General features: G+C 57.8%; 16 protein-coding genes. 6 read left to right on the plus strand and 10 right to left on the minus strand.

The annotated features are described in order from the left end of the window. Nucleotides 1-165: 165 nt before the first annotated feature. The 3 genes from CQ019_RS06200 to ftsY all read right to left on the minus strand — a co-directional run bounded on the left by CQ019_RS06200 (nt 166) and on the right by ftsY (nt 3,880). Nucleotides 166-813, minus strand: a complete 648-nt coding sequence (locus CQ019_RS06200; protein ID WP_105569185.1) for a hypothetical protein — start codon at nt 811-813, stop codon at nt 166-168. 52 nt (nt 814-865) lie between these two features. Beyond that, nucleotides 866-2,464 carry an SH3 domain-containing protein gene (locus CQ019_RS06205; protein ID WP_181148273.1) on the minus strand — a complete coding sequence of 533 codons (1,599 nt, stop codon included), beginning with the start codon at nt 2,462-2,464 and terminating at the stop codon, nt 866-868. Between the two features lie 225 nt (nt 2,465-2,689). Next, nucleotides 2,690-3,880: a signal recognition particle-docking protein FtsY gene (gene ftsY, locus CQ019_RS06210; RefSeq protein ID WP_105569187.1), complete on the minus strand. Its 1,191-nt coding sequence runs from the start codon at nt 3,878-3,880 to the stop codon at nt 2,690-2,692. Between the two features lie 186 nt (nt 3,881-4,066). Between ftsY and CQ019_RS06215 the strand changes: the two genes are divergently transcribed. Together CQ019_RS06215 and CQ019_RS06220 are read left to right on the plus strand one after the other, a co-directional pair. Continuing rightward, nucleotides 4,067-5,320, plus strand: a complete 1,254-nt coding sequence (locus CQ019_RS06215; RefSeq protein ID WP_181148275.1) for an MFS transporter — start codon at nt 4,067-4,069, stop codon at nt 5,318-5,320. Nucleotides 5,321-5,427: 107 nt separating this feature from the next. Continuing rightward, nucleotides 5,428-7,590 carry a cell wall-binding repeat-containing protein gene (locus tag CQ019_RS06220; RefSeq protein ID WP_105569188.1) on the plus strand — a complete coding sequence of 721 codons (2,163 nt, stop codon included), beginning with the start codon at nt 5,428-5,430 and terminating at the stop codon, nt 7,588-7,590. A gap of 38 nt (nt 7,591-7,628) precedes the next feature. Here the strand turns inward: CQ019_RS06220 and CQ019_RS06225 are convergent, their stop codons facing one another. Then, nucleotides 7,629-9,059, minus strand: coding sequence for a glycosyltransferase (locus CQ019_RS06225; RefSeq protein ID WP_105569189.1), 1,431 nt, complete (start codon nt 9,057-9,059; stop codon nt 7,629-7,631). Between the two features lie 79 nt (nt 9,060-9,138). Further along, nucleotides 9,139-12,711: a chromosome segregation protein SMC gene (gene smc, locus CQ019_RS06230; protein ID WP_105569190.1), complete on the minus strand. Its 3,573-nt coding sequence runs from the start codon at nt 12,709-12,711 to the stop codon at nt 9,139-9,141. A 150-nt stretch (nt 12,712-12,861) separates the two neighbouring features. On the opposite strand from smc, the gene CQ019_RS06235 reads away from it, so the two are divergent. The 3 genes from CQ019_RS06235 to CQ019_RS18235 all read left to right on the plus strand — a co-directional run bounded on the left by CQ019_RS06235 (nt 12,862) and on the right by CQ019_RS18235 (nt 16,761). Further along, entirely contained in the window at nt 12,862-13,680 is an 819-nt protein-coding gene (locus CQ019_RS06235; RefSeq protein ID WP_105569191.1) for a serine hydrolase, read from the plus strand. A gap of 212 nt (nt 13,681-13,892) precedes the next feature. Further along, a complete protein-coding gene (locus CQ019_RS18230) occupies nt 13,893-14,918 on the plus strand; it encodes a hypothetical protein (protein WP_146113335.1) in 1,026 nt (341 codons plus the stop codon). Nucleotides 14,919-14,940: 22 nt separating this feature from the next. Then, the gene (locus tag CQ019_RS18235; RefSeq protein ID WP_146113336.1) at nt 14,941-16,761 is read left to right on the plus strand and encodes a hypothetical protein; all 1,821 of its coding nucleotides are present in this window, start codon (nt 14,941-14,943) and stop codon (nt 16,759-16,761) included. 275 nt (nt 16,762-17,036) lie between these two features. Here the strand turns inward: CQ019_RS18235 and mutM are convergent, their stop codons facing one another. From mutM to CQ019_RS06260, 4 genes are read right to left on the minus strand one after another with little or no spacing between them, the layout of a single operon-like run. Then, on the minus strand, nt 17,037-17,966 hold the full coding sequence (mutM, locus tag CQ019_RS06245) for a bifunctional DNA-formamidopyrimidine glycosylase/DNA-(apurinic or apyrimidinic site) lyase (RefSeq protein ID WP_105569193.1): 930 nt from the start codon (nt 17,964-17,966) through the stop codon (nt 17,037-17,039). A gap of 9 nt (nt 17,967-17,975) precedes the next feature. Further along, nucleotides 17,976-18,674 (minus strand): ribonuclease III, encoded by a 699-nt coding sequence (rnc, locus tag CQ019_RS06250; RefSeq protein ID WP_105569194.1) that lies wholly within the window; start codon nt 18,672-18,674, stop codon nt 17,976-17,978. 3 nt (nt 18,675-18,677) lie between these two features. After that, nucleotides 18,678-18,881, minus strand: a complete 204-nt coding sequence (rpmF, locus tag CQ019_RS06255; protein ID WP_060701450.1) for a 50S ribosomal protein L32 — start codon at nt 18,879-18,881, stop codon at nt 18,678-18,680. Nucleotides 18,882-18,883: 2 nt separating this feature from the next. Continuing rightward, nucleotides 18,884-19,447: a DUF177 domain-containing protein gene (locus CQ019_RS06260; RefSeq protein ID WP_374954785.1), complete on the minus strand. Its 564-nt coding sequence runs from the start codon at nt 19,445-19,447 to the stop codon at nt 18,884-18,886. 349 nt (nt 19,448-19,796) lie between these two features. Between CQ019_RS06260 and CQ019_RS06265 the strand changes: the two genes are divergently transcribed. Next, the gene (locus CQ019_RS06265; RefSeq protein WP_105569195.1) at nt 19,797-20,993 is read left to right on the plus strand and encodes a CDP-glycerol glycerophosphotransferase family protein; all 1,197 of its coding nucleotides are present in this window, start codon (nt 19,797-19,799) and stop codon (nt 20,991-20,993) included. Here the strand turns inward: CQ019_RS06265 and CQ019_RS06270 are convergent. Then, nucleotides 20,990-24,823 carry a CDP-glycerol glycerophosphotransferase family protein gene (locus CQ019_RS06270; RefSeq protein WP_105569196.1) on the minus strand — a complete coding sequence of 1,278 codons (3,834 nt, stop codon included), beginning with the start codon at nt 24,821-24,823 and terminating at the stop codon, nt 20,990-20,992. The two genes, CQ019_RS06265 and CQ019_RS06270, sit on opposite strands and share 4 nt — an antisense overlap. Between the last annotated feature and the right edge of the window lie 108 nt (nt 24,824-24,931).

Consider the following 24,931-nt stretch of genomic DNA (forward strand, 5'->3'; position numbering starts at 1 on the left):
CTGCATCTATATATAAACTTCCCTACCCATCGGTGCATTCAAGGTGGTTGTTGCCCATCTGCATCGATGGCATTGTGACCCAAGGCTCAGCAAAGTTCGGTAATTGCGGGCAATAGTAATCGGCGGTGCGCAAGCATTCCCGGCAGCATCGGCATCCGTTGCTGGCTAGAATCCCCAGGTCCAACCGCCTGTTTTCTCCGGATCGTAGATCACCTGGCCTGAGCTAAACGGCGAATCGAGCATCAGCTGACCGGTGACCGTATCCCCGGCTCCGACCGCAATGTCCAAGGCGTTCGGCACCTCGCAAGAATAGGAAGCAATGGTATCCAGGTCATAGGTGATGTTCTCGTTCTCCCCCTGCGATACCCCAAAGACCGACGCGTCCAGAGGCATCAAGGCAATGTCCTCATCCACCGCGGCTGCTGCGGAGGCATCTAGGGTTGCGCTGATGTCGAGCAGCAGGAAGGTGCCGTTTTCGGGTTCGAGCTGTTGACCGAACCCGCGAAGTTGGCAACTCTCCAAGGCCTGCACCTTCCTGACCGTGATTTCGAACGAAGGCGCCTGCTCGCCTTCGACGGTGAGTTTTCCAGCCTCGCCAAGTTTCTTGACCACCTGTGATTCGGAATCCACATAGACCTTCTCCCCGGTCTGCGGATCGGTGGCTGCTACGTCTGCAATCTGGTGTTCCGCGGTATTGCTGGCCTGCGCCGGAGGGCCGTCGTTGGCGTTGGCCATGAGCACTGCGCCGGTGACCGCGCCGGCGGCGAGCATTGCACCGGTGGTGAGTCCGATAACCCGTTTGTTCGTGTTCATAGTGCGGCCTTTCGGCTTGAGCCGCCGGCGGGCGGCAGGGTGATGATCCTGGCTAGGAGCGCTTGAGGAAATCGCCGGAAGAAATAAACCGGCCCGAGTTCTTCACGACCTTCTCGGATTCGCTCGTGGTCTTATAGGTCCACGACTGCGAACCGTCTGTCATGCCGACCCGCTGCCTGGTATACATCGGCTTGCCGTTGTACTTCAGTTGGCTCTCGTAGATGTCCAATTTCCGGAGCATCTCCGGTCCGCGCGAGTCGGAGTACTGGAACTGTTCGTTGACCACCGTTCCACTGCCGTTGGTCAGAAAGGTCCAGTTGGCGTTCCATAGTTGATACAGCGAAGACCGTGCAAAGCGCTGATCCATCACCTTCTGCTGGAATCCCGCCATCAGGTTGTAGGCCGACTGTCCGGTGCGCAGCGTGCCGTACACGGCTATCGAGTACGGTCCATCTTGGCGGAGGTCATAGGATTCTTTGACGTAGCCGGTGCGGCTGCCGTAGTTCACCCTGACCCAACCGCCTTCGGCCTTGCCGGTGACAGTGACCTTATCCCCCTTTTTCAGAGTAGTCAGGATGCTGTCATACGGGTCGCTGCGCGGGGTCTTGCGCAAGGGAGCATTCTTGGAGCCAAAACAACCGTAAGGCGAAACGGAAATGGTATCCGGGATATATCCGGGAGGCTTCATGCGGTTGGTGACCCCGGTCCAGACCCAGCGGCCGTTGTGCAGGATCTCGTCCCGGCGGTTTGCCGAGCTCCAGGCGCCCCAACGCACCTTGGTGCCGCGCGAGATGGTTCCGACTTTGGTGTCGCTGGATTTATCGGCCTTGTTGTAGGTGCTTCCGTTTTCCTGTGCGTAGCGGTACTGCGGTGAGACATACGGCCTGTCGGTCACCGAACTCCAAACCCATTTGCCGCCGACCAGGATTTCATCGCGCCGGTTTGCGGAGTCCCAGCGCCGATATTCGTATTTTTCGGAGTGGTGGATGCGGCCAACGACCCTCGAGTTGCTCTTGTCCTGATGGGAGTAGATTGGGCCGCTCTTGTAGACGTAGCGGTACGCTTTGGCGGGGCGCACCTTGGTGACCTTGGAGGATGGCACCCAGCCGTAGTAGTAGGCCGTTTTGATTTGGGACCACGAACCGCTGACGTTGAGCAGGCTGACCTGGGTGCGGAAATTAACCCCGCCAATCGCACGGTTGTCATTTGCTTCCGCGAAAATCTGGGTGAATGAGGTCATGTACCGCACCGATTCGTCCTTGGTATAGGTGCGTGTTTCCAGATATTGGCTGGCTGCCCATCCGGTCCGGGATCCCCATTTCAGCTGGCTCCACGCACCGTCTTTCTTGCCGGTCGGCGTGACGACAGTTCCCTTGCTCATCACCCCGTAGGAGGTGGAATTCGTGGTCGGCTGGGAGCGCAGGTTCAGGTTGACCGTGGTTCGGGTCTCGGTGACTCGTTTAATGTATTTGGAAGGTGGCGCATTTTCGGGGTCGAAGGCGCCGGTCGCTACGCGGATAGTCTGTGCTTGGAGGCCAGAATCCACTGAAGCGGCGGAGGTGGCCGGTGCGGTCAACCCGAAGGCCAGCATGGCGCACAATGTCACCCACACCGTCAGCGCGTTGCGGGGTTTGAGATGTTCAGGTGCCATGAAATGTTCCTCTGATCCCCGCGCCATTGCGGGAGTCCAAGTTATCCGGCTGCGCCAGCTGAGGTCGTGCCGGACCTGTGGCCTTCGATGATAGGCCTCTGCGGGCGTTAGTACAACACTTATAGCTTTAAGTTCATATTGAAGAGGCCAAAGCTGGTTAATGCAGAAGGCACCTGGCGCCGTACCTAAGTACAGGGCCAGGTGCCTTTTGCCGGCGTTCGAAGATCAGTCTTCGAGCAATGCGTCCACGAATGCTTCTGGATCAAAGGGCGCCAGATCATCCGGGCCCTCACCCAGACCCACGAGCTTCACCGGAACACCGAGCTGACGCTGGATGGCCACGACGATGCCGCCCTTGGCGGTGCCGTCAAGCTTGGTCAGCACGATGCCGTTGACGTTGACGACCTCGGAGAACACCTTGGCCTGGGCCAAGCCGTTCTGACCGGTAGTCGCGTCCAAGACGAGCAGCACCTCATCGATGGTTGCCTTCTTTTCGACCACGCGCTTGATCTTGCCAAGCTCGTCCATCAGGCCGACCTTGTTCTGCAGGCGCCCGGCGGTGTCGATCATGACGATGTCGACTTCCTGGTCGATGCCGGCCGAGACCGCTTCGAAGGCTACGGATGCCGGATCCGCGCCGTCGATCTGCGAACGCACGGTGGGCACGCCCACCCGGTCACCCCAGGTAGCCAGCTGCTCGGCGGCTGCGGCACGGAAGGTATCCGCCGCTCCGAGCAGAACGTCCTTGTCCTCGGCAACCAGCACGCGGGCGAGCTTGCCGATGGTGGTCGTCTTGCCGACACCGTTGACGCCAACCACCATGATGATGCTTGGACGGTCCGGATGCGGGGCAGGCAGGTAGCTGCGGTCCAGAGTGGGGTCCACCAGCTTGAGCAGCTCTTCACGGAGCATTGCCTTCACCCGCTGCGGGTCGCGGCTGCCTTCAACCTTCACTCGCTCGCGCAAGGCGTCCACGAGTTCGAGGGCTGGTTCGGTGCCCAGGTCCGCCAGCAGCAGGGTCTCTTCAATCTCTTCCCAGACGTCCTCATCAATCGAGTCCTGGCTGAGCAGGGCCAGCAGGCCCTTGGAGAACATGTTGTTCGACTTGGTCAGGCGAGCGCGCAAGCGCGCCAGACGTCCCTGCACCGGCTCCGGAACATCCAGTGCCGGGGCGGCGGGAGCCGCCGGCGCAACGGGAGGTTCTTCGGTCAGGACTGCGCCAGCTGGGCTCTGCCCCTCTGCCGGGGTATCGCCTGGCTCGGCTGGGGACGCGCTGGTTGGCGTATCGTCTGCGTCGCGCTCGGAAGTGTACGGAGTCTTGGGCTTGCGCCCCTTGGCCACGAACGCGATGACACCAATGGCCACCACGGCGATGACCGCGACAATGATAATGGTAAATAATAGCTGATCGGTCACGAGTGAAATTCTCTCATAGTCTTGCCAAGCCGATGCTCTTAGGACCCGCACGAGTCTTCGGTCACCAGTTGAACGCCGGCTCGCCAAGACGGCATAGACTTGCTGTGGCCTTACCGCCAGCAGTTTTCATTGTCCTCAAGAAAGGTCTCGCCACGCTGTCGCGATGACAGTTTGGAACCGGTCACCATGCCACGTCAACGTTCGTCTAAGCCACGTCCGCCCATCCCCCGTGAAATCGGGATCCTCTTGGTCGCAGCCTTCATCATTGCCTTGGGCTTCGGGCTCATTGCACCGATCTTGCCGCAGTATGCGGTGAGCTTTGATGTCGGCGCAGCCGCCGCCAGCGTGATCGTCAGCATCTTTGCCTTTACCCGGCTGATCTTCGCCCCGGTCGCGGGCGTGCTGGTGGGCAAGCTGGGCGAACCGCGCATCTATGTCACCGGCGTGCTGCTGGTTGCGGTCTCCACGCTGCTGTGCGCGGTGGTCCAGGATTACACGCAGCTGCTGATCGCGCGCGGGCTCGGCGGCTTCGGCTCCACCATGTTCACCATCTCGGCCATGGCGCTCATTGCCCGTCTGGCACCGCAGGAATCGCGCGGCCGGATCTCGGGCATGTATGCCGGTTCCTTCTTGCTCGGCAACGTGATCGGCCCGGTGCTGGGCAGCCTCTTGGCACCCTTTGGCATGCGCATCCCCTTCGTCATCTACGGCACCGCCCTGGTGATCGCCGCGGCCGTCGTCTATTTCGCGCTGGGACGCCGGCGTGACCTGGACAAGGACCCGGCAAAGAACGGCGCCGCCTCCGCGGTGGAGGTGGTCACCACCCGCGAAGCCTTGAGTTCACCGGCCTACCGGGCGGCCCTGGCCTCGGGCTTCAGCTATGGATGGCTGGCTTTTGGCATTCGCACCAGCATGATTCCGCTCTTCGCGCTGGCGGTCTTCGGCGAGGACCTCGGCCCGAAGGTCGCCGGCATCTCGCTGGCCATCTTCGCCGTCGGCAACGGAATCGCGCTGATCTTCTCGGGCAAGCTCACGGATCGAATCGGACGAAAAATCCCGATCCTGGTCGGTATGACGGTACTGCTCGGCTCCATTGTGGCCATGGGCTACTTCACCTCGCTGACCGGGTTCATCATCCTCTCGGTCTTGGCTGGTTTCGGCGGCGGCATCTTGGGCCCAGCCCAGCAGGCGGCCGTGGCAGATGTCATTGGCTCGGGACGCAACGGCGGCAAGGCGCTGGCCGGATTCCAGATGTTCACGGACCTTGGGGCGATTATCGGCCCGCTGATCGCCGGGGCCATGGCGGATGCCATCAGCTATCAGGTGGCCTTGAGCGCTTCGGGGGCCGCTTGCCTCGTCGGCGTGGTCGCGTGGTTGCTGGTCCCCAAAACCATTCGCCCGGTTGCCGTTGACGCGGAGAACGCAAACCAAGGCAAATAACTGAAGTCTCCCGGACCCGCACGCGGAACAGGGCGACTTTCGTTTGTCGGTTTTATAGACTGTGGGGAATCACCGCTGACACACTCGCATTCCCTACAGGAGATTTTATGCCTGAACACCGTTGGGCAGGCACACGCCTGCTTGCGCTATCCCTGGGGGCGGCATTAGTTTTGCCGCTGGCCGCCACAGCACCAGCCGTGGCTCAACCCGCCGAAGAAACCGCCCCTAGCGCTTCGCCCTCCCCCACGCCATCACCGGGCGGCTCCGCAGAGCCGGATACCCCCGAACCTTCCGCGCCAGCAAGCACCCCTAGCTTTGCCGGGTCTGCAGCCAAGGCCATTGAAGACGGGCTAGCCAAGCGCACCGATCTTTCGGCGGAGGAACGTATTTCGCTGGCCGACCTGGCCCTGGATGCCCTCGGCGAAGATTTCATCGACGCGACCATGGGCCAAGGCCAGAAGCGAATCGATGAGTCCGGGGATCCAACCGCTCCGACGCTGGCAGAGCTCGCAGACCTCGCGCAAGAGGTGGCCGACGATACCGGGCAGAAGGAAGAGCTGGACCTCGCGGTGCCGGGGTCGCTCGAAGAACTGCGCACCTGGCGCCCGCCGGGGACATTGGGAATCGACGTCTCCCACCACCAAGGGACCGTCGACTGGACGCAGGCCTATAAGAATGGTGCGCGCTTCGGCTACATCAAGGCCACCCAGTCATGGCCTTCCACCCTCTTCAAAGATCCAAGGTTCAAAGCGAACTACGCCGCTTCGCGCAACGCAGGAGTCATCCGCGGCGCGTACCACTTCGCCATGCCCGCCCACTCTTCGGGTGCCGCGCAAGCAAAAGAGTTCCTGGCCAATGGTGGCGGATGGTCAGCCGATGGCAAGACCATGCCACCGCTGCTGGACATCGAATGGAACCCATACTCGGCCAAGGCCTACCCGCAGGGCAAGGGCGATGTCTGCTACGGCATGTCTCCGGCCCAGACGGTGAACTGGATCAAGAGCTTTGGCAGCACCATCAAGGCTAGCACCGGACGCCTGCCGATGATCTACACCGCCCAGTCCTGGTGGGATAAGTGCACCGGCGATTCCGAGGTCTTCAAGTCCTGGCCGCTGCATGTTTCAGTCTTCCCCACCGCAAACGTTCCCAAGAACCCACGTGAGCTTCCCGAAGGATGGAAGACCTTCAGCGTGTGGCAGTATTCATCGAATTCGAACCTCATTGGCAGCGCAAAGAATGTGGATGCCAATGTGTGGAACGGGGACCTCACCTCGCTGCGTGACTTCGCCAAGAACACGCGCAGCACCCCTTACCGGATGGTGACCTCATATCTTGGCAATGCGGATGTGTGGCCTACCCGGCTGGAGCCCGTACGCCTCTACGGGCACCGCTGGTTCGATACCCCGGTGGCGATTTCCAAGCGCACCTTCCCGTCCTCGGCATCCACCGTGGTGATCACCTCCGGCGAACGCTTCCCCGACGCCCTCGCCGGTTCGCCCCTTGCCTCGTTGAAAAATGCGCCGCTGCTCTTGACGCAGAAGAATTCCTTGCCCTCTTCCGTGGCCGCCGAACTGAAGCGGTTGAAGCCAAAGAACATCGTCGTCTTGGGCGGTCCGATTGCCATCAGCGAGAGTACCGTCAAGAAGATTAAAGCCTACGGCCCGGTGACCCGAATTTGGGGCAACGACCTCTACGACACCAGCGCCTTGATTTCCAAGAATTGGAAGAGCTCCAACCAGGTGTTCCTGGCCACCGGCGAGCGATTCGAAGACGCGATGTCGCTGGCAGCCGTGGCCTCCGGACGCGAGGCCCCGATGCTGCTGACCAAGAAAGCCTCGGTTCCGGCGGCAACCATTCGCGAACTCAAGCGCCTGAAGCCAACGCGCGTGTATCTGGCCGGCGGCCCGCTCGCCATCTCCGCGAAGGCCGAACGCCAGGTACGCAATGCGGTTCCCAACGCGAAGGTGATTCGCTACGAAGGTGCTACGCGCTATGACACGAGTGCGCTGATTGCCAAGACCTTCTGGCCTAAGGGTTCACAGCGCCAGTTTGTGGCCACGGCCGACGATTTCCGGGACGGGCTCACCGGTGCCGTGATTGCTTCTTACAATGATGCGCCCTTGTTGCTGACCAAGAAGAGCTGCATGCCCTCTTCCGTGGCCAGCGCCATGCGGTCCATGAAGGGCTGGACCAATGTCTTGCTCGGCGGCCCGGTGGTGCTGGACGAGACCGTGGCCTATAAGAAAAATGGCCAGCAGAATATCTGCTGACCATTTTAGCCAGGTAGTACCGAGAGGCTCGGCGGGCGTTAGCCCCGCTGGGCCTTTCGTGTATCCACGCTCAAATAACCGTAGGCGGTGCGGTAGACCCGCACGCCCCCGTGAACCACTTCTCCGGCTTCCTCCGGGAGGCTGATCCGGCGGCGGTCCGTCTCGGAGTAGTGGACAAGTGCATTGCCCAGGCGCGGGATCTGCGCTATCAGCGCGTGGTGCGCGAACTTCGCGACGTACGTATGGGAAGCGGTCGCTACCAGTTCGGCGTTCACGGTAGTTTTTGACTCGCGGTCTTCGAACAGCAGGGCCTTGGGCACCGGTGCTCCGGCCGGTGAGGTCAACACGACCTCGAGAGTGGAATCGGCGGCGCGGATCTTCTCCACCACGGGGTTGGCGGTGGCCTCGATTTCGCCGGTGGCCAGGCGTTCCAGAGCTGCCAGGTCTCCGCGGGCGATGAGCTCGACCTTGACCAGCCGGGCAGGATTGAATACCGTCTCGCGGTCGGTGGCGATGAACTCGTCGAGGTATTTCCGGTGATGATCCACCCAGGCTTGGCGTGCCTCGGGCGTGTATTTCATAAAGCGCCGACCTTCGTAGAAGGACAGGGCCTTGCGCGTGAATAGTCCTGCCATCAGGCGCCGGGTATAGGCGGCATCCTGCTGGGTGTGGTTGCGTACGGTCCGGGCGATGTGGCTGAGCGAAGCGACGTAGCCGGCCGGGTCGATTTTCCCTACGCTGATATTCTGCCCATCGGAGCGCAGCCGAATCTCGTAGTAGTCGTAGTCGGCGAGGATGCTGATGCGTTCGGCCGCCACATAGGCCTGGACCATCGCCATGCCGTCCTCTAGGCGCACCTTGTCTTCGCGGAAGCGTATCTGGTGCTGCTCGATGAGCCGGCGGCGAATCATCTTCTGCGGGGACAAAGAGGCCAGCACGAATTCGAGGGAGATCTCCGGGCGCGTCTTGGCGAAGAATCCTTGCTGGACACGGCGCCCGCCGATTCCGACCATCCGCGGTATGAGGATGTCGAGGTCATGGGTGGTGGCGTAGCTGGTCATCCGCCGCAGTGCTTCGGAACCCAAGCGGTCATCGGCGTCGCAGAAGAAGACGTAGTCGCCCCTGGCATGGTCGATGCCGACGTTTCGCGGTTTGCCGGGCCAGCCGCTGTTTTCCTGATGGATGATCCGGAAGTTGGCGTTCCGCTTGGCGTAGATATCAAGAATTTCATCACCGAAGTCCGTGGATCCGTCGTTCACGGCGATAACTTCGAACTTCTCGGCTGCCAGATCTTGGGTCTCCAGCGAATTCAGCAGCTCGGTGAGGTAGGGCATCGAGTTGTAGACCGGGATGATCACGCTGATCAGCGGCGCCGTGCCGGATTGTGCTTCCAGGCCAGCGTTTTTCGAATCGTCCGCAGCCGGAGGAACAACGGTTTTGTCCCGTTTGCGATTACTGAACAATGCCATGGAACACCCGCATAATCATTTGTCACTGAATTCGACCAGATGGCCTATGACCAGTATATCGACAGACGTGAAATAGATGCTAAACGGGCTGGGACCGAGCCATCTTCTGGCTGATCACCGTGGAGACACCGTCCCCGCGCATGGTCACCCCGTAGAGCGCGTCGGCAACTTCCATGGTCTTCTTCTGGTGCGTGATGACGATGAGCTGTGAAGCTTCCCGGAGCTCCTCGAAGACGGTGATCAGGCGCCCCAGATTCACGTCATCGAGTGCGGCCTCAACCTCGTCCATCACATAGAAGGGCGAGGGGCGGGCCTTGAAGATCGCCACCAGCAGCGCAACGGCGGTCAGCGAGCGTTCGCCGCCGGAGAGTAGGGAGAGCCGCTTGATCTTCTTGCCTGCGGGTCGCGCCTCGACCTCGATGCCGGTGGTGAGCATGTTCTCCGGATCGGTGAGCACCAGCTGGCCCTCTCCCCCGGGGAAAAGGCGTTCGAAGATTCTTTTGAACTGCACCGCGGTGTCGTCATAGGCCTCGGTGAAGACGCGTTCCACGTGTGCGTCTACATCCTTGATGATCTGCTGTAGATCGCTTCGCGACTTCTTCAGATCCTCCAGCTGTCCGCTGAGGAATTTATGCCGCTCTTCAAGGGCCGCAAATTCCTCCAGTGCCAGCGGGTTGACCTTGCCCAGGGCGGCGAGGTCGCGCACGGCCTTTTTCAGCCGTTTTTCCTGCTCCGCGCGGTCAAAGGGCTTGGTCCCCAGGAGGTTGCCTTCTTCATCCACGTTTTGGCGAAGCTCGGCCCATTTGTCATCGGGGTCCGCTTCTTCGGGAATCAGCTGGTCCGGGCCGAAGTTGGCGATCAGGTGATCCGGGGAGAGCCCCAGATCTTCCAAGGACTTGCTCTCCAAGGCCTCGATGCGCATGCGCAGTTCGGCACGCGCCATTTCGTCGCGGTGCACCGCATCGGAAAGGCGGGCGAGTTCCGCGGTCAATTGCTCGGCTTCGACCCGCTGGCTGGAAAGCAGCTGGTCCAGATCATGCTGCTTGCCGGTCAGCTCTTCGCGTTCCTGGGCCGCCAGGCCCACCGAAACCTCGATGAACTGCAAGACGCGTTCGGCGGCTTGCGCTACGCGTTGCGCGTTGGCCGCTTGCGCCCGGCGTTCCTCGGCTCGGCGGGCGGCCACCTCGCGGTGGGTCCGCTCGGCTGCGGCGGTCCGGCGCAGCCCCTCTACGCGCGAGCGCAGGGCGCTGACGCGTTCCTCACTGCTGCGCAGGGCGAGGCGAGCTTCAAGTTCGCGCTGGCGGGCCGAGGAGGCGGCATCTGCCAAGGCCGCCCGCCCGGCATCATCTACGGCGTCTTCCTCTTCGTCTTCGGAAGCCCTATCCATGCGTTCGGTGATCTCTTCCAAGGACTCTTGCTCGAGTTCAAGCTTTTCCCGGGTCGCCAGAACCCGCTCGTGCAAGGTGTCTTTATCGGTGCGCGCGGTGCGAAGCTTCTGCCCCAGCTTGGCCAGGTAGCTGGAGATCTCATCGATGCTGGCATCCGACTCGGCCAGCGCACCTTGGGCGTCCTCATAAGCCAGTTGCGCCTCGGAGAGCACCGGGGCCCGGGCCGCCAGGCTGGCTTCGCAGGCTTCCAGCTCACGCTGGGCGGTGGCCAGTTCGGAGGCCGTCTGCTCCACCAGGGCCTGTTGGGCGATCAGCGATGCTCCGGCCGAGTCCCCGACGGAGCTTCGCAATGCGGAGACCGTGGTGCCCTCCAGGGTGGTGAGCTGAGCGCGTGGGTCGATATGCAGAAGTGCTGCGGCTTCGGTGAGATCCTCCACGACGTAGTGGTGCGTAAACAGCGCGTCCAGGAGATTGCCGATCTCCGGTCCCGCAGCGACGACGTCCCTGGCGGCGATCGCGGCAGAAGGCGGCGTTTGGATGCTTGTATGAGTTGCCGAGGCATGGACAAAGCTCGCATGCGTGGTTTCGTCCGAGCCGATGGCCTCAAGCAGTTGCAGCGCCGACTCTTGATCCCGAGTGACCAAGGATTCTGCCGACTCACGCAGGATGGCAGAAATTGCCTGCTCATATCCGGGAGTGACCGAAATAAGCTCGCCGAGGCGACCCAAGATCGCCTCTGGCGCCTGCTGGATGATTCTTTCGGAATGATCATCGCGTTTGGTGTTGAGCTGCAACGCGTCAAGGCGGGCTTTCAGTCCGGAGATCTGCACCGACAGTGCCCGTTCCTGCGTGGCGGCTTCCGACTGTGCCTTGGTGTGCTGGGAGTATTCCTTTTCCGCACGGTCGAATTCGTCGTTCAACGCGGATTCCTTGGCAAGGCGATGCTCTAGTTCCACCGACAGCTCGGCGTGCGACTTCGCGTCCGCTTCGAGATCCGCGTCAAAGGAACGCAACCCGTCTTCCAGGCGCGCAATCTCTGCCCGCGTGACATCCACACGGCTGCGCGCCGAGGCAACCTGGGATGCCAGGCGCGACATGCCTTCGCGGCGGTCGGCGGCCGCGCGCAGCAGCGCGGCCATCCGCTGTTGTTCGGCCCGCGACTGCTCCTCGGCCAGTTCTTTGGCTTCGATTGCCTCGGCCAGGATTTCGTGCCGGTCTTCGACCGATTCCTCGAGCTCTGCCAGCTCTTCGGCTAAGCGCTCTGCTTGGGATTCCAGCCGGTCCGGGTCGCGGCTTGAATCGAAGTGCGCCTGGTTGCCTTCCAGCAGCTTCCCGCGTTCACGTGCCAAGGCGGCCAGGGAGCGGAAACGCTCGGACTGGGTAGTCAATGCCACCCATGAATCGTTGATCAGGCCGAGCCGTGGCGCCAGTAGTTCCATTTCGCCGGCCAGCTTGGCCACATGCTTCTTCACATGTTCCAGCTTGAGGGTGGTTTCTTGCTGGCGAGCTTGGATCTTGGTCTCGTCGTCAATGTCCTGAGCCAACTTGTTATTCAGCGAGACCAGGTCATCGGCGAGAAGCCTGGCTTTGGCATCACGCACATCGAGCTGCACGCTCTGCGCGCGGCGCGCAATTTTTGCTTGGCGTCCCAGCGGCGCCAGCTGCCGGCGTACCTCCGAATTCAGATCCTCAAGACGGTCCAGGTTGCCCTGCATGCCCTGGAGCTTGCGCAGGGTTTTCTCCTTGCGCCTGCGGTGCTTGAGCACGCCCGCGGCTTCTTCGATGAATCCGCGGCGGTCTTCTGCCGTGGCGTGCAAGATTCTATCCAGCTGGCCCTGGCCGACAATGACGTGCATTTCGCGGCCCAGACCGGAGTCCGAGAGCAGTTCTTGGATATCCAGCAATCTGCACGACGAGCCATTGATGGCATATTCGGATCCGCCGGCGCGAAAGAGGGTCCGTGAAATGGTGACTTCCGCATAATCGATGGGAAGCTTGCCGTCGGCGTTATCGATGGTCAGCGACACATGGGCACGGCCCAATGGGGCACGGCCGGAGGTGCCTGCGAAGATGACGTCTTCCATCTTGCCGCCACGCAGGGTCTTGGCCCCTTGCTCCCCCATCACCCAAGCCAGCGCATCGACCACATTGGACTTGCCTGAACCGTTGGGGCCGACCACGGCGGTGACGCCGGGCTCGAATTCAAAGGTGGTCGCCGAGGCAAAAGACTTGAATCCGCGAACGGTGAGAGTCTTCAAATGCACGGCGTAAAGTTCCTATGTTTGGCGTTGTGTCGCTATGGTTGGCTAGGGAAATCTATCCAATCCTTGCTCGTAATTCTAGCGAAGCGATGCCTCGATTGGGTGTTTCCCGCTCGCTTTCACGAGAACGAATATTGAGGGATTGGTCAAATAATGAGCGTCTTAGCCGAGATCGAACAGTGGCCGGCAGATAACGCGGTATCGGTCGTGGTCAATAGAGATGGTGCGATATCCGACCAGCACGGCGACATTCAGCGGGTATATCCTCTAGCCTCCGTGACGAAACTTCTGAGCACCTACGCGTTCCTCATCGCCCTTGAAGAAGAAGCAATGACGTTGGAAGATCCTGCGGGCCCGGAGGGTTCCACGGTTCACCATCTGCTGGCGCACACGGCCGGCTATGACTTCGACTCGACCACCATCCGTTTTGCCGTTGGAACCAAACGAGGCTATTCGAACACCGGGTTTGAGGTTTTGGCTGAGCACCTGGAACGCGAAACTGGCATGAGGATGTCGGAATACGCTCGCGAGGCTGTTTTTGCACCCCTAGGTATGGAAAATACCGAGATTGCCGGAAGCTGCGCCAAGGACGGCAGGTCGACCGCGTCCGATCTTGCGTTGTTCGCAGCAGAATTGCTCAATCCAACGTTGCTGGCTCCGCAGACCATGGCCGATGCGACCAGCGTCCACTATGAAGACCTGGCCGGCATCCTGCCCGGATACGGAAGGCAGAATCCGAATGATTGGGGCTTGGGATTCGAAATCCGCTCCACCAAGAATCCGCACTGGACCGGCCCAAGCCACCCGGCAACGACCTTTGGACACTTCGGACAATCAGGTACGTTCCTGTGGGTTGATCCAGAGAATCGGCTTGCTTGCGTGGCTTTGACCGATAAACCATTCGGGCAATGGGCCGTGGACGCATGGGCGCCTTACAACGAACGCGTACTCTGCGCGTCCAGAAAACAATAGACACGCGCATCCACAAATTCAGCAGACAGTCGTTAGATTGATTGTAGAAACAACAACACTGATGGGCGCTATTCTCAAACACGAATGCTTAGTGTAAGAAGTGCTAATTTCTGCACAGTCCCAAAAGTGCCTTCAAACGCGCAGTTTCCAGATCCCCTACTCAAATCTGATTTGCTTGGCATGCCATTGCACCTACCGCTTATACTGATCAGATGTACGATCGCTCACGAGACATCTCGAAATATACTAGTCTGGGGTATCACGAGTTCCATGACGTTGGCTCTCTCCTTTCTCAGCCACTCCAGACAGGTCTCACCTCACTCAAGCTAGAAGACCAGTGGTTTGACTTCCTATTCGAAGATCGACATTCAGCCACAACGTTGGTCACCTTCACGGCCGCAGTTCCGGCGAAAGCTGAAACATTTCCGATATTTTCCAGCAGGCATATTGCAGAAGAGTTGGGATTGAATTTTCTCGCATTCGCAGATCCTTCGTGTGGTGGACCCCACGCCCTTCCAACTTTTTGGCACCTCGGAACCCAAAAAATTGATTCACAGACACTTATTCCATCAATCGTTTCCATGGCTCGATCTGAAACAAATTCAAGTTTACTGTTTTTCGGTTCGTCCGCTGGTGGTTTTGCCGCATTAAACTACAGTTCTCATTTCCCTAATTCAGCTGCATTAGTCATGAACCCAAGGATCAGTCTGCTTAACACGCCCAAGCGGACCCAATCGTATACACCTGTAAATTTCCCTGACATGGAGACTATTTCTGTCATCCGCTCACTCCCCTACGATCAGTCCAAGGTTTATTCCGTACCTCGCGGCAACCGAGTTTTCTACATTCAGAATCTTCAAGACAGTAACTACACCCGACATCACTACGCTCATTTCAAAAAAAATACTCTCGGACGTGAGGATATCGAGTTCGTCGTTGGCAATTGGGGAAAAGGGCACGTGGTTCCACCTAAGAGCGTCTACGTTGATCGGCTACGTAATCTGGCTCGCTCAGCACCGAACTGGACCATTAACCCTTCAATCGAATCAAGTGGAGAAGAAATCCATAGCTTCGATTCCCAAAAGCGCACGGGCAACAAAACAGATGATTTTATGAAAATACTAGAATTAAAACTTCGAGAATTAGAGAATAATTCAACGGACGAGGAGTTTGAGAATATTCTCACTACCATTAAGTCATCAATCCATGCTTCCCAGTCGCAACACAAATCAAACTAGGCGCCCCTCGGAGGAAAACATCTTGGAAACTGCTTTACCATTGAAACCATTGCTCGTAGAAAGCGCCCACCACGGCGCCTATCCGGAACCAGCCAATTCTTCAGGAAGTCTGGAATCCATACAACTGGGACACAGGAAGTTCTGGTTGGACGGTAGCATCGTCCTGAACGGACGAGTTGCGACAAACTTAGATGAGCTAGCGAAAATCTTACCCGTCGACTTGGCATTGTGGTCAGTAGAGAGAATTGCTGACTGGTGGTCGCGCTCTGCGCGAAACGTGGGCGCACTATTTGTTCAAGATAACGAGGAAGAATGGTCGGCTTGCCTGCCGGATCCACTGGGTGGCGCGCTTGCCTTCTACTCCAAAGAACAAGGTTCAATAGTCGTATCAACCGACATTAATGAAATAATTAATTTTTATTCTTCTAATGGTAGACCGCTAGAAAAAGATCCACTATTTCAAGTTGAGCGAATTATTTTCGGAAATGGGGGCCTAGTAAATTCTAGCTTCAAAAATATAAATACTATTAAGCCATTTCAATACTTGGTAATTCGATCAGGTAGCCTGAGGGTAAACGACTACAGTGTCCTCGATAGTCTGCTAGAAATGTCTTATGCGGATCTTTTTCAACGCCTCAAAGAAGATGTTCTATCCTCAGTAAATGCAATTCTAGATTCACCGTTAAATCAAAAGATTGGTCACGTAACAGGCGGGTTTGACTCAAGACTAGTCATGTCTGCGATCCGCGCCCTTGGCAGAACATCCGAAGTGACGTTTTTCTGCTCCGGTCCCGCAGGAACGACTGACCGTCTCGTAGCTGACAGTTTAACTTCTGACTATGGATTGAGACGCGTTGATGGCGCCGGGCTCACGCCAGCACCAACCAACCTGATGGCAGAACGGCTACTCGGGCCGCTCTTCGCAAGCGGTGGAATTACAAGTTCTGGCCCAATCGGAAGAGAACGCTCAGTCGCAGTTAGTGCCCTGGGTGGCGGTTACGGAGAAGTACTTCGTACCTTTTACGGGCAACGAGCCATTGCGGACGAATTGGGCGCACTGAGCAACGACATAGTCAGGGGCTCTTATCTTCAAATTGACAAGAGCCATTTGAACAACATATCTTCCGAAGCCCTGAGAAGTCTCGAAGACCTGCTGCTAAAGCAATTCCGACATCTAAATGATCGGTTTGAGAATGTCGATTTTATCGGTGATGCCCACTACACTTACGGAAGAAACAGGTATCACATTGGCCAGAACTCACTCCTCTGGAGCAGGATAGGCGCAAGGTTTGATCCTTTATACTCGGTCGCAGGATTCGCACTTGCTTCTAAAGTGCCTCAGACTGTTCGGTTTAGCAATGTCATTGGATTTGACCTTATGGACACTTTTGATCGCTCACTCTTGGAACATAAATTTGACTACGATCGCTTCAATGATTCGCTTCTGACGATGCGGCGCCGACCAGTTCAACGTGATCTCTCACCAGGCAATAATTCCATCACCTTCGAAACGGCGCAGTCGCCGGGATATCGTGAATCTAGTGAATTTTTGGGAATTCTTAAGAATTTAAAAGCAGAACCTCCACAAGTAACAGCAAGGGAACGCCAAGCAATCATTGACCAATCAAATAAAATGGGCGTAAATTTTTGGCAGTTATTCAATAAAGCCAGTGGGCAACAGCTGTTAAAGGCTGCCTACGACAATGTTACCGATAGGTCAGTTTTCAATTTTTTCAATGAGAAATACGTCATTGAACTATTTTCTAAAGAAAATCTCAACAGGCAACAGCTGAGAGATCTCTATAATATTGGCGGCATAATATCATGGTTAAGTTTCGGGTGATTTAATCAATCTATCATTTTGCGCATAAGGTTACCATCAAGTCAGGCAGCCCACGGTGCTGGAAAAAATCCGAACTCACTTATCAAATCCTGATTCCGCGCGAATAGGACAACCCATCCTTGCACCTCGCTTTCTTTCTACTCGTGCCCCTTGTATCCCGCTGGGGTGCATGAATAGGAAGAATCGCAGGATACTACGTGGAAACATGTATTTTGTAGTAAATCAACAATTTTGGGAATAATTGCTACGAAAATCAACAGCTTTAGGAATCGATACTACCGACGAGCAATACGAGGCCGCGGCTGGCATACAGGACAGCTGTACGAGGAGCGTCCCATGAAAGGGTCTCGGCGGATCAGCGATTCTCGCCCATTTCCGGCGCAGCGTCGGCAAGCCTTGCCTTCGCGTCCATAGGCGTTCAGGGACCGGGAAAAGTAGCCACTGGCGCCGTTGACATTGACGTATAGGGAGTCGAAGCTGGTTCCTCCGGCGTCTAGCGCACGGGACATCACATCGGTGAGTGCCGCGTCCAGGCGTTCGACCTCTGGGCGCCTGATGGTCGCGGTGTTGCGGAGTCCGGATAGTCCTGCCTGCCAAAGCGCCTCGTCGGCGTAGATATTTCCAACCCCGGAGATCACCCCCTGGTCAAGAATCGCCCTCTTCAGATCGGTGGTGCGTTTACGCAGCGAAAGATAAAGCGAATTAGTGTCCCTGTAGGGGTCCAAGACATCTCGGGCTATATGCGCGGCGGCTTGTGCAATACACGGTTTATCGCTACCGGCACCGCCTGGATGCCCATCCGCGGTCGGCACCAGCGGGGACAGGAACATCCCGCCAAAAATTCGCTGGTCGACGAAGCGCAGCTCGGATGGTGCGTCGCTGCGTTCGCTGAGCGACAACCGGACCTTCAGGTGCTTTTCATCCGGCGCATCTGGCTCTTCGACCAGGAGCTGACCGCTCATTCCAAGATGCACCACTAAGGCTGCCGGCTCAGAAAGGCCTTCGAGGTCCATCCAGAGAAACTTGCCCCGACGTACGACCGAAGCCAGGGTGCATCCGGCCAGGGTTTCTTCGAAATCGCGCACACCGTCGGCATGCCGCCGAACGGACCGTGGGTCCAAGACCTGCGCAGATTCGATCAATCGCGAGCGAACCCATTTATCTAGTCCTTCACGGACAACTTCTACCTCTGGCAGCTCAGGCATATCCGTGCCTTAGCGTTTCGGGAGATCTTCACCGGGGTGAAGCATATTCCAAGTGTTCCGCGCGGCTTCTTGCTCGGCTTCCTTTTTCGACGGACCGGTGCCTTTGCCGTGCAGCTTATCGCCAATGAGCAGTTCCGCTACGTATGAGCGAGCATGGTCAGGGCCGGATCCGGTGACCGCGTAGCGCATTTCACCGTTTTTGGCGGCGGCGACTTCTTCTTGGATAACGGTCTTCCAGTCGGTGGCGGCACCGAGCAGTTGCGGGTCGGAGAGTAGCGGGCCGACGAGGCGCATCACCATGTCACGCGCTTCATCCATGCCGTGCACCAGATAGACGGCACCGATAAGGGCCTCTACGGTGTCTGCGAGGATGGAAGACTTGTTAGCACCGTTGGACTGGCTTTCGCCGCGGCCCAGGAGAATGTGCTGTCCAAGTTCGAGGCCTCGGGCAATATCTGCCAAGGCGCGGGTACTGACTACTGCGGCACGCAGCTTTGCTAGATCGCCTTCAGGGAGATCGGGGCACGTCTTATAGAGGTGCTCTGCAACGCTAAAGCCCAAGATGGAGTCGCCAAGAAACTCCAGGCGCTCATTAGTGGGTATGCCACCGTTTTCGTATGAGTACGAACGGTGGGTCAACGAAAGATGAAGCGTCTCGGAATCGATGTCGATTCCGAGACGCTTCAAAAGTTCTTCTTTAGAAGACATGTCTTAGACGTCTGCGACCTTGCGACCCTTGTATTCAAGGAACAACTCGGTACCTGCTGAGTCAGTGACAACCTTTGCCTGGTGAGGCAGGCTGTAGGTTACGCGGCCGTTTTCAACGGTCTTCACCAAGCTCGGTGCGGTAGCCTTCCACTGTGAACGGCGGGCACGAGTATTCGCACGGGACATCTTCCGCTTTGGAACAGCCACGACTACTTCTCTTCTCTCTCGTCTGACGTTTTATCTGTTGCCACATCTTCTGTGGCGGCCTCGGACAGCTGCGCAAGCGCTGCCCAACGAGGATCTACTACCTCGTGGTGGTGCTCAGGTTCATCGTTGAGGCTGACTCCGCATTCATTGCAGAGGCCCAAACAATTATCCCGGCATACCGGCTGGAACGGTAGGGCTGTGCCCACTGCGTTCCGCAATACCGGATCGATGTCAATATAGTCACCGACAACCCAATACTGATCTACATCATCATCTTCTTCGAATTCATCGCTCTCTTCATAGTAGAAGAGTTCCTGAATATCAGCCCCGTAGTTGAACCCGATAGGCGCAAGGCACCGTCCACATTCGCCAGCGATTTCCACCGTGGCAATGCCGGATACCAAAATTCCCTCGTGCACAGCTTCGAGGCGAAGATCTAAGGAAATCTCAGATCCTCCACGAATACCAATGAGTGCGTTACCCACATCAGCGGGTGCCGGAACTTGTTCGTTAAGAGCCTTCATGGATCCCGGCGCTCGGCCAAGGTCCATGGCTGATATAACCAATGGCGAGTTGCGATCGAGTGCGCCATGTGACGATCGATCAGAACGCTTATCGCTAATGATGACTCCTATAAAAACATAGTCCGACATTTCATCTTAGCTTGATTGACGCTCACTTCCCAAACCGGGAACGCTTCAAACGGCATAGAATCAATGTTGCACTAAACACACAATATCGCACCTTCCTCTTGCATCAAGACAAGAAGGCGCCCATTTCCGCTATTTTTGCTTGCATGAGCCCAGATCATCACACGATTTGAAATTTTTCGGCCATTTGGCCTGTCTACCAGTTACCGAAATAATCTCTTGCATAGAATGATTCATGAGTTTCTGAGGTTCATGAGAGGGATAAATGCGCGCGATTCCAGTTTTGGCCGGTGCAGCTAAATTTGCCAAGATGCGCTTGGACGCCCGCCAGCAGCGCGCTTACGTCCAGCGGCACGCTCGGCACCTATTCCATCAGCCCACCGGTGAGCAACGGTATCGGGTGGCACTGTACTTTGCCGATGCGATGGTCAATGCGTATCAGATCCGCCAGTGGTATGAGCCGTTGAAGCACTTGGCCGAGTCCGCTCCGGTCGTGGTGATTACCCGCAACGCCGGTACCGCGCTGGCCTTGTCTGAAGAATGCCCGCTTCCCGTGTATCTTGCCCCCACAATTGGCGACATCGAAGAATTAGTTGATTCCCAGAATCTCAACGTGGTGTTCTACATCAATCAGAACATCCGCAACTTCCAGATGCTCCGCTTCAACGAACCCAACCACGTGTTCATCTGCCATGGGGAAAGCGAAAAGGCCTATATGTGGTCTAACCAGCTCAAAGCCTATGACTATGTTTTCAGTGCAGGCCAGGCCGCACGTGACCGGCTAGCGCTGAACTTGCGTAACTATGATGTCGAGCAGCGAACCCGATTGGTTGGCCGGCCGCAGATTGATGCGGAATATCTGGCTCCCTATGCGCTGAATAGCGCGCTGCCCACGGTGCTCTATGCGCCCACCTGGGAAGGGGACCGTCCGTCAATGAACTACGGATCGGTATCGAGCCACGGCGTGCAGGTCATCGATTCGTTGATCAATGACGGAGGCTTCAACGTCATTTTCCGCCCGCATCCTCGGTCAGGGGTCAACGTTGAACAATTCGGCGCGGACGTGGCCAAGATCCGGGAAAGACTCAATTCGGCGAATCCGAAATCAGCTGGACGGTTGCTCTTTGACGACACCGCGCATTGGGGATGGCAATGGCATAAGGCGGATGCCTGCATCACGGACATCTCGGCTGTAGCCTACGATTTCTTTGCTACCGGCAAACCCATATTCATCACCACACCCGTGTCCTCGGAGGCCGTCGTGGCCGACTCCCCCGCATTGGAACAGCTACCGAGCCTAAGCTCAGTTCAAGCCGCGCACACTGCCGATCTAGTCCGTGAAGCGCTGGAAACCAACGACGCCGAACGTGATGCCCTCATTGAGAAGTACTTCGGGGACATCACGCCCGGCGCGAGCATGACGCGGTTCCTGGCGGAGTCGCTCGCCCTGCTCGACTCCTAGCCCAAGTGCGAACCGGTAGGCACTGGCGATTTCACCAGAGTTTCGAATTGTTCTAGCGCCTGCAATTGGTAGCGTTCGGCATCAAACTCAAGCTCGGCCTTGTACCCGTTGAGATGATGTTCCATGCCTTCGGCCAATCCCTCGACGGAATTTTCGACGAGCAGTCCGAATCCTCCGGTCAAGACGCTGCGCGAACCGACGACGTCGGTGGAGATTACCGGTAGACCAAGCATCATCGCCTCGATCATTGCGAGTCCTTGTCCTTCATAGTCCGAGGAGAAGACGAAACAATCGGCAGATTTCAAGGTCGGGAACGGGTTGGCCAGCAGACCGGTGATAACTACCTTGCCGGCTAAGCCAAGTCCGGTTATCTGCTCTTCGAGGCTCAGACGCAACGGTCCGTCGCCGATGAGCAGCAGACGGGTATTTGCATGAGCGGCGTGCACCCGAGCGAATGCGTGCAGCAGCTTTGCCTGCCCCTTTTCGGGGGAAAGTCGTGCCATATTCGCGAAGACCGTCAACCCCTCTCCGCTGAACTCGTGCACCGGCTCGGACAGTTCTGCCCAATCCGAAGGCTTGTTCAGATCCAGCAGGTTTTCCGAGACGGTGAATTTTGATTCGTCGATACCGAACCGTTCACCTAGTTGCAGTTGATTGATCTCCCCCACGCTGTCGGTCACCGAAACGAGGGCGTCATAGTGGCCGTAGGTGGCGAACAAGCCTGGCATGGTGCCGAAGCGCAGCAGCCATTCGCCCACCATATCGTTGTGAAGGTAGATGCTCGTGCTAGCTGCGTGGCTGTGGGCCGCGGCGAAGAGCGCGGCCCAGAACCGTGAATATCCTTCAAAATTGATGGCCATGTCAAAGCGAGCGGAGCCGAAGCTGCGGTTCATTTCCCGCGCCATGGTGCCCAGATGAATATTCTCTGCCTCTGCCGAGCTGAAACCGCGCTGGGCATGGAAAGAATCCGATACCCAGCGTTCCTCGGCGGACATCGCCGTGGCTCCTGCGCGCGGCAGCACCTTCACATGGCTGGGCAGCGAATTGAGGATTTCCATGGCCGCCGGGTCGGAACCCGTCGCGTTCATGTCCACTGCCACCGCGACGAGATACTTAGCGGGATCCAAGGACCCAATCAGATTCACGAAGGCCGTTGCGATTCCGTTGGGCTTGAATGGGCCCTGGTAGAAGAGGAGTTTGGTCCGAGTGTCGGCTTCTGGGGCGAGTACGTGCGCCTGATCGTCAAAGAAGAAGAATTCGATGACCCGTGCGCTCGCGTTTCCATCCTCCATCGGAGCGAACTCTGCAAGGTTCTCCTCGAAATTTGGGTGCGCGGTGCCTGCAGGGGCTTGCAGCGTCTGGCGCAGGCTGCTGACCAAATCGTCAATGTTGTCGCTGACTTCTCCGGGCCAGCTTTCGCGCTCGAAATACAGCCCGCGTTCGGCATCATAGGCTTCGAAGTCCGGGGTGTAGAAGAGTACGGGCTTTCGCGCCGGGAGAAAATCATAGAAAATCGATGAATAGTCTGTGATCAGCACGTCGACAACGGCTAGAAGTTCGTTGGTATCGATCGAAGCCGGAACCACTGTGGCGTCCAATTGCGCGTCGCCAATGAGCTGTTCGGCGAAGCGGTGCGCGCGGAACAGCATCTGGTGGTCGCCGCGCGCCATTTTGGCTACGTCCGTCACCAACGAATCCACATTATAGCTTCGGTCATTGAGCTGTCCGCGCCAGGTGGGGGCAAAGAGCACGACAGGTTCTTGGTTCTGCGGATCAATCCCCAGCTCGGTGAGTATTTCTGCACGGCGCTGCGCGCTGAGGTTCACCATCGAGTCAACACGTGGGCTGCCGGTCAGTGCCACCGTAGCCGGGAACATCCCGTCCAGGTCGTGATCCTGCGACAGCGTCTTCAACGTGTGCCGGTTCGGCACCATCAGGTGTGTGGTGTGCAGGAAGTTGCGCTGCACATTTCTATGTTCTCCAACGGCGCCCTTGACGAGCTTTCCCATGAATTTCAGCGGGGTGCCATGCCAGGTATTCAGGACCTGCTGCCCCTCGCGCCTTGAGTAATATGCCGGGAAGGTAGCGTTATTCACCAGGAATTTAGCCGTTCCCAGCACCCGGATATAAGCATCCGAGTGTTGCTTGATAATCGCTACATCCAGATCTTCCGAAAGCTGCGCAGGGACCTCGTTGTGGTCGTTGTAGACCCACGCGTAGCGGAACCCGTCGAAGCGTTCGTCTTGGCGCATGGCCTGGTAAATGGCCAGAGGGTGGCAATGCACGTTTTTTCCATGAGAAGACTCAAAAAGCACCAGCTTCTCATCCAGCGGAAGCTGTTCGCTCGCGTGAATGTATAAGGCGCCCCGGTGCCGCCCCACGCCCTTGAGTGCGGTTCCCAGACCTGCCACCGAAATCTCGGTGAAGAGCAGCATATTCTCAAAATAGCCGCAGGCAACTCGCGGCTCACCGCTCTTGGCCAGTGCTTGTCCTGCCCGTGCCTGCCACGTCCGTTGGGTCGTAGAGGTGTGCCATAGCGCATCTCGATAGGCTTCCGCGGCGTCATCCCACTGCCCGCGTTCTTCGGCCGCCTGTGCTAGGTCGATATGGTGGGCGGCGCGTGGCCCGGCTGCGGCCGGGACCTTCAGCGTTCCGTCGAGGTAGCCCCACGCGCTAGCCGCCCGAAGGTACACTCTTGCCGCTTGTTCATAATCGTTCATTCGATGCAGCGCATGGGCATAACGGTAGAGCGCTACGGGTTCTTCCACACGGCTTTGCTCCGGCAACAATTCGACAAAGCTCGAGTAGGTATCCGCGGCACCGGCGAAATTGCCGGCGCGGGCGTAGACCCGGGCTTGGGCGTAGGCCGATAGTACCTGCTCTTCGACCGTAGTGGCGGCTTCACGAGCGTCGCCGAAGTGCTTGGCTGCCGCTTCCAGATTGAACAGCTTGCTGTTCACTTCGCCTGCGCGATAGTTCAGTCCTTGCCTCGTCCCCGGGCTGTTGGAGGCGGCCAACGCTTCCCGGTAGGATTCCGAGGCTCGCATCCAGTCGTTTGCTCGTTCATGCAACCGTCCCACACCCAGCGTCGATATTTGTTCGTCATTGCTGGTGAGCACGGCTTGGGCGTCGGCTCGTTGTGCGTTCTCGTATTCGCCTAGTTCCTCGTAGGCACGAGCCAGGCCATACCAGGCCTTGGAATACTCCGGATCCAGTGCCGTGGCCTGCTGGAAATAGTCTCGGGATATTTCGAACCGAGCCATGAATTGTGCCGCCTGGCCGGTGAGCAGCATCCACTTGGCTTCAAGCTCGTGCACCGGGGCGTACGCCTGGCGTACTTCGAGCTCACGCCATCGCTGCCCGGTTTGAAGCAGATGATCTGCGAGGGACGCGGAGCTCGAAGGCTCGGAGGGGAACCTGACGACGAGATTCTCTAATATTGACCCGGCAAGATCCTTCTTGCGGGCAGCAACCGCGCACTTGGCGTAACGGGTGTGCCACCGAATATTTTGCGGTTGTCCAGCGCAAGCCGCCGCGAACAGCTCCAGGGCGCGGTCGAACTTTTTCATCCGCTGCATGTTCATGGCAAGGGCTTGGATCCAGCCGAAGCGGTGCGGTTGGTGCGCGATGGCGGATTCCATATTGACCATGGCCAAGGAATATTTCTTCATCTTGAACTGGCAGAATCCGAGCCGGAAGCGAATTTCGTCGGATTTCAGGAGTTTCGTTGCCAGCGCCCGTTCATAGAATATTGCGGCAAGGCGGAATTTGCCGCGATGTTCGATACGTCGTCCAATTCCTAGGATGACGCGGGTACTAAATCTATTCACAATGTTCCTTTAACCATCGGCCCGTGCTGGATCACGCAGGCTGTCCATCGGTGGCTCGCGAGCTACCTGATGATTCTTCCCTATTTACCCGGACAATCAGCTATATTT

Origin of the sequence: Arthrobacter sp. MYb229 (genome assembly GCF_002975405.1) — a bacterium.
Classification (GTDB): domain Bacteria; phylum Actinomycetota; class Actinomycetes; order Actinomycetales; family Micrococcaceae; genus Glutamicibacter.